Raw genomic sequence first — 11268 nt, 5'->3', positions numbered from 1 at the left:
TCGAGCCTTTGGCGATGGCGCCGCCGTGCGTTCGACCAAAGGCAGATCCGGCGCGACGAAAAGCACCCGCCTTGGCCGATTGCAGACTTGGCAGCCGCCGGAGTACGAAGATCGCACCGGGCAAAGAAGGCGGATGGATGGACTTGGCAAGATCCGGCACTGCCATGATGGGCAATGTCCTGGCGATCGGGATCGCGATCGCTCTCTCCAGCTGCGATCGAGGGCGGACCAGCTTCGACCGGCAGACATGGGCCGCCGAGCGGGGCAATTACGACGGTGCGAACCGCCGCGCCGCAATGGTGAGCGCTCTCGAAAAAGCCGGAGTCGTGCCAGGTGCGGCCCGACCGAGTGTTCGCGGTGTGCTGGGCGAACCCGATTCGACCGGCCCCGCCGCCGACATCTATTTCCTCGGCCGCAGCGAAGTCGGCCCGAGCTTCGAGATTCTCCGCATCGACTATGATAGGGACGGGATGGTTCGACGGACGTCTGTCGGGCGAAGCTGAGGCGAAGATCCGGATCGAGTACGACGCCCATCTGCAGGACGTCGGTGGTGCCGCTTACAGGACTCGAACCTGTGACCCCATCATTACGAATGATGTGCTCTACCAGCTGAGCTAAAGCGGCGCTCCCGGAAGAGCCGGCCCTCTAGCAATGCGCGGCGGGCATGACAAGCGCCGGTTCGCGTCGTCGACCGCAAGCCTCCGAACGGACGTCACGGGGGTAACGCTTAACCGATTCTCAACCACGCATCGTCCATGGCTGCAGCTGAAACTTTGCCATGAGAGGCTTCGGGAACGCTGATGGACAGCCTGCGCGCATTCGAGGACGAGCCCGATTATGGTTCGGCCCACGACGAGGTTGCGATCGAAGCGCCGCCCGAGATCGGGCTCGACGAACGGCGCATGCACGTGCGCGCCTATAATTATTGGGTGTCGCTGCTCGATGGCCGGCCCTATCCCTCGATCAACGATCTCGATCCCGCCACGCTCGGCGATTTCGGCCCGCACAGCGTGCTGCTCGATTTCTCGGAAGGCGGTGAGGATCCGGGTGTCGCCTGGCTCGGCGGCGCGCTTCGCGACGAATGCAGCCTGACCGGCGAAATCCGCCGGATCAGCGAGGTGCCCAAACGCTCGCTCCTGTCGCGGCTGACCGATCATTATCTCCAGATCATCGCCAACCGTGCCCCGATCGGCTTCGAGGCCGAATTCGTTTCGCAGGGCGGCCGCAACACGATGTACCGCGGCATCCTGATGCCGTTCTCCTCGTCCGGCGACACGATCGATTTCATCTATGGCGTGATCAACTGGAAGGAGATTGCCGGCGACGCGGTGATCGCCGACATCGCTCGGGAAGCGGAACGCGCCCTCGCGGCGGTCGGAGTCCCGGCGGTCGAGGCGAGCCCGGTGTGGGCCGACGGCCCCAATGCCGAACCGTTGCTGCTCTCCGAAGTCGCCCCCGATGGAGATGGGTGGGACGAACTGGCCGACGGTCCCGAGGCCGCTTACGACGCCGAGGCCGGCCTTGCCGATCGGCTCGACGCCGCCCGCGCCTGCGCCGAAGTTGCCCGCGGCGCCGCCAGCCGCAGCCGACTCTCCCTCTATCGCGCGCTCGGCCTCGCTTACGCATTCGCCCGCGCCACCGAAGTGGACCAGGACGGGTATCGCGAATTGCTCGAAGATGCCGGTGTGAAGGCCCAGGCGCGCGCGCCGATGACGCCGGTGGTCAAACTCGTCTTCGGTGCCGATTACGACAAGGCTCGGCTGACCGAATTCGCCGCCGCTTTGTCGTGGGCGCGGCGCGAATCGGTGCCGATCGACGGCTTCCGCGCCTATCTCGAATCGTTCGACGGAGGTCTCAAGGGCGTTGTTCAGGCCGAGCGGCAGGCCCGTCGCCCCGAGCCGAAATCGAATGGCGGCGACGCGGCGCGCGAAACCTTGCGCCGCGCGCCCGCGCTCGCCCACCTCGAATTGGATACCGCCGAGGAGTTCGTTCTGATCCTCGCCCGTCGTGAGGCCCAAGGCAGGGTTGCCGTGATCGGCACGCTGTTGGATCCCGCACTTACCGACAGGGCGATCAAGAAGGCCGCTGCCTGACCCACGAGCCTCGGCAGCCATGCCGATGTGCCGGAGCCTTGCAGCGCAAGCCCGGGGTTGCCCGCTCGTTTTGCCCGGAGCATAGGGACCGCACTCATCCCGCGGCCCAACGACGGTCGCTTGTACCCGGGAGCGACAATATGAACTCGGAGAGCAACGTCGCGGATCACGCCGCAGACGTGCGGATTCTGGAAGCCCTGTCCCACGCTCTCGTCGAGGGCGCGCTGCCCGGAGAGATAGCCGAATTCACCAGCGAGGATCGCGAGGGCGCGGCCCGCTTCATCGCCTCCTGCGCGAGCAGCCGGATGCGGGGCAGCGCCCTGGTCCGACTGGAATCGCTCGGCGGCGCCGTCGGTCAGCGCCGGATGCGGATCGGGATCATCAACGACGACATGCCGTTCCTGGTCGATTCGGTCGCGAACACGATCGCGGCCCGCGGCCTGATCGTCCATCGCCTGCTCCACCCCGTGGTCTGCGTCCGCCGTGACGAGGATGGGCGCCTGCTCGCCGTCGAACCCCTCTGTGACGACAAGGATCGTCGCGAATCGATGATGTACCTGGAGGTGGATCGCGCCGACGCGCGCATCCGCCGCGATGTCGTCGCCGATCTCAACCGCGTTCTCGCGGACGTGCGTGCCGCCGTCGAAGATTGGCGGGCGATGCAGGATCAGATGCGCGCGGACGCCGCCGCCACCGGGGACGAGGAGGGCGCGGCCTTGCTGCGCTGGTTCGCCGACGGCGCCATGACCTTGCTCGGCTATGAAGTCGAAAGGCCGGATGCGCCGGCTTCGCAGGCGCTCGGCCTGTTCCGCATGCCCGGCGACCCGACCGACCCCGGCGGTTCGATCGGCGCGATCCGCTATTTCGAGGAAGGCGGATCGGTTCCCCTCCTCGCCAAGGCCGAGCGGCGCTCGTCGGTGCATCGACGCGTCCCGCTCGATCTCGTCGTCGTGCCGATCCGCGAAGGCGACAAGGTTGCCGCGATCGGCGTCCATGCCGGGCTGTGGACCAGCGAAGCGCTGACCGCGCATGTCGAGGACGTGCCGGTGCTCCGGCAGCGCCTGAGAGAGCTGGACGAAGAGTTCGGTTTCGATCCCTCCGGCCACAGCGGCAAGGCGTTGCGCCATGCCCTGACCGCCCTCCCGCACGATCTGCTCGCCAGCCTCAGCCGGGATTCGGTGCGGGAACTGGTCACCACCGCGATGTCCCTTGCCGATCGGCCGCGCCCGACTTTGGTGCTCGCCCGGTCGATCCTCAAGGGCAACATGTTCGCCTTTGCCTGGCTGCCGAGAGACGAACTCACCACCCGCCGCCGGATCGCCGTCGGCAAGATGATCGAGCAGGCCTCGGGCGGCCGCATCTCCAATTGGTCGGTCGAGCTCGGCGACGGCGATCTCGCCCTGCTGCGCTACACTCTTTATGTCGGCCCGGAGGCGCCGACGCCGGATGTCGCCGCGCTCGACCGCCAGCTCGATGAGATGGTGCGGGGCTGGGAACCGGCGGTGGAGGAGGCGCTCGGCGGGATCGTCGGCCTCAACCGCGCCACCCGCCTGGCGCTCAGCTACATGAGCGATCTGCCCGAGCTCTATCGCGCGCAGACCAGCCCGGCCGAAGCCGCCCAGGACATCTTGCGCATCAGCGAGCTGCACGATGCCGGCGATCGGGACGCGCGGCTCTATCGTTCGGCAGGCGACGGCGCGTCGCGGCTTCGCCTCAAGACCTACCGCCTGGCGGGTCTGATCGCGCTGTCGGAAGCGGTTCCGGTGTTCGAGAATTTCGGCTTCCGCGTGCTCGAAGAGTTTCCGTGGCCACTCGACGAGGGCCGGCTCGGCTACATCCACGAATTCGTTCTGGAGCTGCGCGGCGGCGGTGACGCCAGCCACGTGCTCGCCCGGGCCGAGCTCGCCGAGCGGGCGATCGCCGACGTGCTGGAAGGCCGGGCGGAGAATGATTCGTTCAACCAGCTGCTGATCGCAGCCGATCTCGACCGCCGCGACGTCGTCCTGTTCCGCGCCTGGTTCCGCTATTTGCGCCAGGTCGGCCTGTCCTATTCGATGCTGACCGTGGTCGAGGCCCTGCGCCGTGCGCCGGCGGTGACCCAGGCGCTGATCGCGCTGTTCGACGCCCTCCACGATCCCGAGCGGGACGGCGACCGGACGGTTGCCGCGAAGGCTGCCGAAGACGCGATCCGCGACGGTCTCGCCGGAGTGGCGGCAATCGACGAAGATCGCATCCTGCGGCTGTTCCACGGCGTGATCGCGTCGATGCTCCGCACCAACGCCTTCAGCCCGGCCGGCCAGGAAGCGCTCGCGTTCAAGCTCGAGAGCGCCAGGGTTCCGGGACTGCCGGCGCCGGTGCCGTGGCGGGAAATCTGGGTCTATTCGCCCCGGGTCGAAGGTATTCATCTGCGCGGCGGGCCGATCGCACGCGGCGGTTTGCGCTGGTCCGATCGGCGCGACGATTTCCGCACCGAGATCCTGGGCCTGATGAAGGCGCAGCTCGTCAAGAATGCGGTGATCGTGCCGACCGGGGCCAAGGGCGGCTTCTATCCCAAGCAGCTGCCGCCCGTGGCATCGCGCGACGCCTGGCTGGCGGAAGGCACGGAGAGCTACCGCATCTTCATCCGCGCGCTGCTTTCGGTCACCGATAATATCGTCGAAAGCAAGGTCGTTCATCCGGACGGAGTCACCATCCGCGACGCCGAAGACCCTTATTTCGTCGTTGCCGCGGACAAGGGAACCGCCACATTTTCCGACATCGCCAACCAGATCGCGCTGGATCGCAGATTCTGGCTCGGCGACGCCTTCGCATCGGGCGGAAGCCAGGGCTACGATCACAAGGCGATGGGCATCACCGCGCGCGGCGGCTGGGTCTCGGTGCAGCGCCACTTCGCGGAACTCGGCGTCGACGTGCAGACCCAGCCGATCCGGGTCGCCGGCGTCGGCGACATGTCGGGCGACGTGTTCGGCAACGGCATGCTGCTGTCCAAGGCGCTGAAGGTCGTCGCGGCCTTCGATCACCGCCACATCTTCATCGATCCGGAGCCCGATCCGGCGAAGAGCTGGGACGAGCGCGCGCGGCTGTTCGCCCTCCCCCGTTCGTCCTGGGACGATTACGACAAGAGCCTGATCTCGAAGGGCGGCGGAATCTTCCCGCGCAGCCAGAAGACGATTCCGCTCAGTCCCGAGATGCAGGCGATGTTCGGCCTCGACGGCGATACGATCGAGCCGGCTGCACTGATGATCGCGATCCTCAAGGCGCCGGTCGACCTGCTCTGGTTCGGCGGCATCGGTACCTACATCCGGGCGCGATCCGAAAGCAATTCGGAGGTCGGCGATCCCGCCAACGACGCGATCCGGATCACCGGCTGCGACGTTCGGGCGAAGGCGATCGGCGAAGGTGCCAATCTCGGCATGACCCAGGCCGCCCGCATCGAATTCTCGCAGGCGGGCGGGCGCTGCAACACGGATTTCATCGACAATTCGGCCGGCGTCGATTGCTCGGACAACGAGGTCAACATCAAGATCCCGCTCAACCGGGAGATGGACGAAGGCCGGCTGAGCTTCGAGGCACGCAACCAGCTCCTCGCCGAGATGACCGACGAGGTCGCGGCCATCGTGCTCGAGGACAACCGGCTGCAGACGCTTGCACTCTCGATCGCGGAGCGTGGCGGTGCGGCCGATCTGCCGCCGCTGATCCGCGCTATGGAAGTGCTGGAAGAGAGCGGCCGGCTCAACCGCACGGTCGAGGGGCTTCAGTCCAACGAGGAACTGATGCGGCGGGCGCAGGACAATCGCGGCCTGACCCGTCCCGAACTGGCCGTCTTGCTCTCCACCTCCAAGATGGCGCTGCAGACCGCGCTCGAGGCCGGCAGGATCACCGAAGATCCGACCCTTGAGCCCGAGCTGCTCGCCGCTTTCCCGAAGACGATGCAGGCGCGCCATCGCGACGCGATCCTCGGTCACCGGCTTCGCCGCGAGATCATCGCGACCAAGATCGCCAACCGCTTCGTCAATCGGCTTGGAATCACCGCCGTGTTCACCCTGTCGGAGGAAGAGGGGGCGAGCTTCGGCCAGGTTGCGGCAGCGTTCGTCGCCGCCGAGCGCCTCTTCGGCATGGCGGATCTGTGGCGGGATCTCGACACGATCGACATTCCCGAGCAGCTTCGGCTGGAGCTGTTCGATCAGGCCTCCAACGCCCTGCAGCTGCACATCGCCGACATTCTGCGCAATTCTAGCGCGTCCGCCAAGCTCACCGAGCTCGTCGAGACGCTTCAGCCCGGCATCGACAAGCTCAGCGAGAGCGTCGGCGGCCTGCTGCGCAAGGAAGTCGCCGGCGATGCCGCCCTGCGGCGGGCACGCCTCAGCGACCTTGGCGCGCCGCCGGAGATCGCCGACCGGCTCGTACGGCTGTTCGAGCTGAACGGCGGTGTCGGCATCGCGGCACTGGGGCGCCGCCTCGGCGTCGACGAGATCACGCTCACCAATGCCTATACCCGGCTCGGCGAAGCGCTCGGGCTCGATTGGGCGCAGGGCGTGGCCAATGCCTTTCAGGCGAGCGATCAGTGGGAGCGGCTGCTGACCGCCGGTCTTGCAAGGGATTTCGAGCAATTGCGCCTCGATTTCCTGCAGCGCGCCCGCGGCGACGACCCCGCCCATGCGGTGGAGATGTGGGTGGAAACGCAGGGCCCGCGCATCGACCAATTCCGCCGTCTGGTCGATCGCGCCCGCAACGCGCCGGCGACGACCTCGCCGATGCTGGCGCAGATCGCCACCCAGGCTCGCGTGCTGCTGGCGCGCTGATCTGCTTGCGTTCCAGCGCTCGATGTAATTGTCTCCGTCCTCCCAGTCCGCGAAACGGATGGGAGGCGGAGCTGACACGTGGCCTCACCGCCGAGGCGGAAATTCACCCCCGCGCCCGTTCGAACAGCCAGACCCGAATGGCGCTTGCCAGATTGGCGGGATCGTCGGCTTCGATGCGCTCGGCATCGATCCGGGCGACGAGCGCGTTCAGGGGCACGCTTTCCGCTTCGGCGGCCTCCCGCAACGCCTCCCAGAAGATCGGCTCGAGGCTGATCGAGGTGGCGTGACCGGCGATCATCATCGATCGTTTGACCGGTCCGCTCATCACCCCCTCCTCGCGGCGACGACGGATCCCGGCTGCGCCGCGAGCCGCCGACGCGGCCTCAATACATGTGCTGGCCGCCGTTGATCGACAGGGTCGATCCGGTGACGAAGCCGGCATCGTCGCCGACCAGGAAAGCGACGCCGCGGGCGATCTCCTCCGCCTTGCCGAGCCGGCCGACCGGGATTTTGGCGACGATCTTGGCGAGCACGTCCTCCGGCACGGCGGCGACCATCTCGGTGTCGATATAGCCCGGCGCGATCGCGTTGACGGTGATCCCTGAACGCGCGCCTTCCTGGGCCAGCGCCTTGGTGAAACCGTGAATGCCCGATTTGGCGGCGGCGTAGTTGACCTGACCGTATTGGCCGGCCTGGCCGTTGATCGAACCGATATTGACGATGCGGCCGAACTTCCGGCTCTGCATGCCTTCGAACACGGCCTTCGCCATGTTGAAGCAACCGCCGAGATTGACGTCGATGACGTCGTCCCAGGCCTGCCGGGTCATGCGCTTCATCGTTCCGTCGCGGGTGATTCCGGCATTGTTGACCAGCACATCGACGGGGCCGAGTTCGCTCTCCACCTGCTGGATGCCGGCGATGCAGGCGTCGAAATCGGAGACGTCCCACTTGAAGGCACGAATACCGGTCCGCTCGCTGAATTCGCGGGCTTTCTCGTCGTTTCCTGCGTAATTGGCGGCGACGGTCATGCCCAAACTCTTGAGCGCGACGCTGATCGCTTCGCCGATACCGCGGGTTCCGCCGGTCACGACTGCAATACGTGCCATCTTCCCTCTCCTTTATTATCGGCCCGGTGCTTAGGGCGCAGCAATCCATCCTTCAAGCTCGCGGCGAAGAATGCTGCGCAGCATCTCCAGTCCGGGTTCGCCGTCGTTCAGGCACGGCAGATAGGCGAACTCGCGCCCGCCGGCCGCCAGGAACGTCTCGCGACCCCGTATCGCCAGCTCTTCCAGCGTTTCAAGGCAATCGGCGGAAAAACCGGGTGCGATCAGCGCCACCTTGCGGACGCCCTGATCGGGGAGCGCGGCAAGAGTCACATCGGTTGCCGGCTCGAGCCACTTGGCGCGGCCGAAGCGGGACTGGAACGTCACGGTAAGCGGGCGGCCCAACGCTTCGGACAGCAGCCGGGCCGTCTTGCGGCAATGGCAATGATAGGGGTCGCCGAGGTGCAGGGTGCGCTCCGGCATGCCGTGGAAGCTGGCGAGGATCGCATCGGGTACGAAGTCGAGCGTCGCCAGCGATTGCTCGACGCTCGTCTTCAGCGCCGCAATATAGTCTGGATCGTCATGGTAAGGCGGCAGCGTGCGAACCGCAGGTTGCCAGCGCATGCGGCGGAGATGCGCGAACGCCTCGTCATTGGCGGTTGCAGTGGTCGCGCCGCAATATTGCGGATAAAGGGGGGCGATCAGGATGCGCTCGCACCCCTGGGCCTTCAGCGCTTCGATCCGGTCGCGGATCGCGGGCTTGCCGTAGCGCATGGCATGATCGACGACGACGGCGGGTCCGAACGCACCCGCCAAGGCCCGCGCCTGGCGCGCGGTGATCGCGGCAAGCGGCGAGCCCTCGTCCGTCCACACCTGTCGATAGGCATGGGCGGATTTCTTCGGCCGCGTGTTGAGGATGATGCCGCGCAGGATCGGCTGCCAAACCAGCTGCGGTATCTCGACGACACGCGGATCGGACAGGAACTCCTTCAGGTACAGTTTCACCGATCCGGGCTCGGGCGCGTTGGGCGTGCCGAGATTGATCAGCAACACGCCGATCTTCGGGGAAGGGATCGACGGATGGTCGGCCGGCATCGTCATGCACCGAGCTCCAGCGGCATCCGGCGCACCCTTCGGCCGGTCAATGCGAACAGAGCATTCGCCATCGCCGGGGCGGCGGTCGGCACCGCCAGCTCGGTCACTCCGCCGGAGGCTTCGTCGCTGTCGATCAGTTCCACCGTGATTTCCGGCGCGTCGGCGAGGTTCAAGATTCCGAGATCGCCGAAGCCGCGCGGGGTCGGACGGCCCCCGCTGAAATCGATCGGAATGCCGCGCGCCGCGGATATGCCGTACAACAACCCGCCTTCGATCTGCTGGCGGACGAGGTTGGGATTGATCGCCCGCCCGCAATCCACCGCACTCACCGCCCGCAACACGCGCAACCCGCGCCCAGCTTCCACTTCGACCTCCACAACCGTCGCGATGTGCGACCCATAACCGCTGAACGCGGCGATACCCTTGCTGCTGCCGCGCTGTCCGCCATCCCATTCGCCATGCGCTGCCGCGGTCGACAGGCAGCGCGCCAGCCGGGGATTGTCGCCGAGCATCTGGATCCGGAAGGACAAGGGCTCGATTCCTGCGAGGCGGGCCAGCTCGTCGACGAAACTTTCGGTGAAGAAGTTGGTGTAGGCATTTGCCCCCGATCGCCACAGGCCGGCCTGGACCGCCACGTCCGCGGGCAGGAAGTCCACCGCCAGGGAGGGGATGGCGTAAGGCGGCACCGCCCCCGCCACCGGATCGGCGAGCGCGGCAAGTGCGTCGCTGCCCAGCCGTGCCTCCAGCTGCCCCGCGATTTCCGGTGCCGCGATCCGCGTCTGCCAGCCGAGGATCGCACCCGATGGCCCGAGCCGGGCGCTTAGCATGCCGCGCGCCGGCGGCCGCAGCGTGTCGGCGGCGCTTTCCTCGGCACGTGACCAGACGACCTGCACCGGCCGGCCGGCCTTGAGGGTCAGCACCACCGCCTGTTCGATCGCGCGGACTTCCGCCTTGCGGCCATAGCCGCCGCCGACTGGCATGGCGTAGATGGTGACATTGCCGACGGGCAGCCCTGCCGCCCGTGCGGCGGCGTCCCGCGCGATTGACGGCACCTGCGTCGGCGCCCAGACCTCGAGCAGATCGCCGGTAACCCGCGCCGTTGCGGTCAGCGTCTCGAGCGGCGCATTCGCCGCCGGGCCTGCGAAATAGTGGCCGCGCACCACGTGGCCGCCCGCATAGACCGCTTCGACGTCGCCCCGTTCGAAAGCGCGGCGCCCCTTGTCGCGGATCAGGGCCTCGGAAAAGGCGCTTTCGATCCTCGCGCGGCTCGGCTCCGATCCGGTGGACCATTCCGCGCTCATCGCCCGCAGCGCACGATCGGCCGCGTGCCAATTGGTGGCCAGCGCCGCGATCCATTCCGGGCTGTCGAACAGCTGGACGATCCCGGGGATCCGTGCCGGCGCATCCCGGTCGATGCGGCGCAGACGGCCGCCGGGCGGCGCCGAGCGGACCGATGCGAACAGCATCTCCGGAAGCCGTACATCGCCGGCGAAGCGTGCAGAGCCGTCGATCTTGGCGGGCAGATCGAGGCGGGGCAGCGACTGCCCGGCCAGGCGGTTGTCGACGCCGCCGCGCATCAGCAGGATGTCCGGCAAGGACTGCGCAGCCGCAGCCTCGGCCAGTTCCGCGAAGCGCGTCCGCTGGGCCCCGTTGATGACGAACCCGCCGAAGGTGTCGAGGCTTTCCCACTCCACGCCCCAGCGCGCCGCCGCAGCCTTCATCAGCAGCGACCGGGCACCCGCGCCGGCCTCCCGCAGCCCCTGCTCGAAGGCGCGCACCGAGGACGAACCGCCGGTCACCATGGTCGAATCGCGCATTGCGACCTGATCGGCGCGCCAGCGCGCGGCCCCTTCGAGGAACGTCGGCGCGGCTGCGACGGCACGCGCCTCTGCTAGCAATTGATTGGCGTAGAACGGGCCGATCGGTGCGGGCTCGACCGCGACCGTTTCCCAGGCGGCGCCAAGTTCGTCCGCAAGGATCTGCGGCAGAACCGTCCAGCTACCCTGGCCGAGTTCGGCCTGCGGAACGGCGATAATCACCCGCCCATCACCGCCGATCTTGAGAAAGGCGTTGAACACATGCTCGCCAGGGCCGGCGCGCAGATTGGGCGAATAGCGGCGGGGCCATAAGTTCCAGGCGAGCAGCAGTCCGGCCCCGACGCCGCCCCCGACCAGCAGCGTGCGGCGGGTCAGCAAAGGGGCATGCTCAGCGTCGGCCATGCGCCGGGTGATAGAC

General features: G+C 67.4%; 7 protein-coding genes and 1 tRNA gene. 3 read left to right on the top strand and 5 right to left on the bottom strand.

Annotation, left to right across the window (positions count from 1 at the left end; translation table 11 throughout):
• Nucleotides 1–137: 137 nt before the first annotated feature.
• Complete coding sequence (locus tag ETR14_RS13565; protein WP_129385330.1) at nt 138–503, top strand: hypothetical protein; 366 nt, start codon at nt 138–140, stop codon at nt 501–503.
• Nucleotides 504–548: 45 nt separating this feature from the next.
• Here ETR14_RS13565 and ETR14_RS13560 read toward each other — a convergent pair.
• Nucleotides 549–624, bottom strand: a tRNA-Thr gene (locus ETR14_RS13560).
• Between the two features lie 176 nt (nt 625–800).
• Between ETR14_RS13560 and ETR14_RS13555 the strand changes: the two genes are divergently transcribed.
• Together ETR14_RS13555 and ETR14_RS13550 are read left to right on the top strand one after the other, a co-directional pair.
• Entirely contained in the window at nt 801–2093 is a 1293-nt protein-coding gene (locus ETR14_RS13555) for a hypothetical protein (RefSeq protein WP_129385328.1), read from the top strand.
• Nucleotides 2094–2233: 140 nt separating this feature from the next.
• Complete coding sequence (locus ETR14_RS13550; RefSeq protein WP_129385326.1) at nt 2234–6895, top strand: NAD-glutamate dehydrogenase domain-containing protein; 4662 nt, start codon at nt 2234–2236, stop codon at nt 6893–6895.
• A gap of 103 nt (nt 6896–6998) precedes the next feature.
• Here the strand turns inward: ETR14_RS13550 and ETR14_RS13545 are convergent, their stop codons facing one another.
• Genes ETR14_RS13545 through ETR14_RS13530 form a run of 4 tightly spaced genes read right to left on the bottom strand, consistent with a single transcriptional unit; the run spans nt 6999 to nt 11252 of the window.
• Nucleotides 6999–7220 (bottom strand): ribbon-helix-helix domain-containing protein, encoded by a 222-nt coding sequence (locus ETR14_RS13545; RefSeq protein ID WP_129385324.1) that lies wholly within the window; start codon nt 7218–7220, stop codon nt 6999–7001.
• Nucleotides 7221–7278: 58 nt separating this feature from the next.
• A complete protein-coding gene (gene phbB, locus ETR14_RS13540; RefSeq protein ID WP_129385322.1) occupies nt 7279–8001 on the bottom strand; it encodes an acetoacetyl-CoA reductase in 723 nt (240 codons plus the stop codon).
• A 30-nt stretch (nt 8002–8031) separates the two neighbouring features.
• On the bottom strand, nt 8032–9039 hold the full coding sequence (gene hemH / locus ETR14_RS13535) for a ferrochelatase (RefSeq protein ID WP_129385320.1): 1008 nt from the start codon (nt 9037–9039) through the stop codon (nt 8032–8034).
• Entirely contained in the window at nt 9036–11252 is a 2217-nt protein-coding gene (locus ETR14_RS13530; protein ID WP_129385318.1) for a xanthine dehydrogenase family protein molybdopterin-binding subunit, read from the bottom strand. The genes hemH and ETR14_RS13530 overlap by 4 nt, the downstream gene beginning before the upstream one ends.
• Nucleotides 11253–11268 lie beyond the last annotated feature (16 nt).

The organism is Sphingosinicella sp. BN140058 (assembly GCF_004135585.1).
GTDB lineage: Bacteria > Pseudomonadota > Alphaproteobacteria > Sphingomonadales > Sphingomonadaceae > Allosphingosinicella.
Note: the sequence above shows the minus strand (reverse complement) of the source record. Positions and strands in the feature narration are given on the sequence as shown.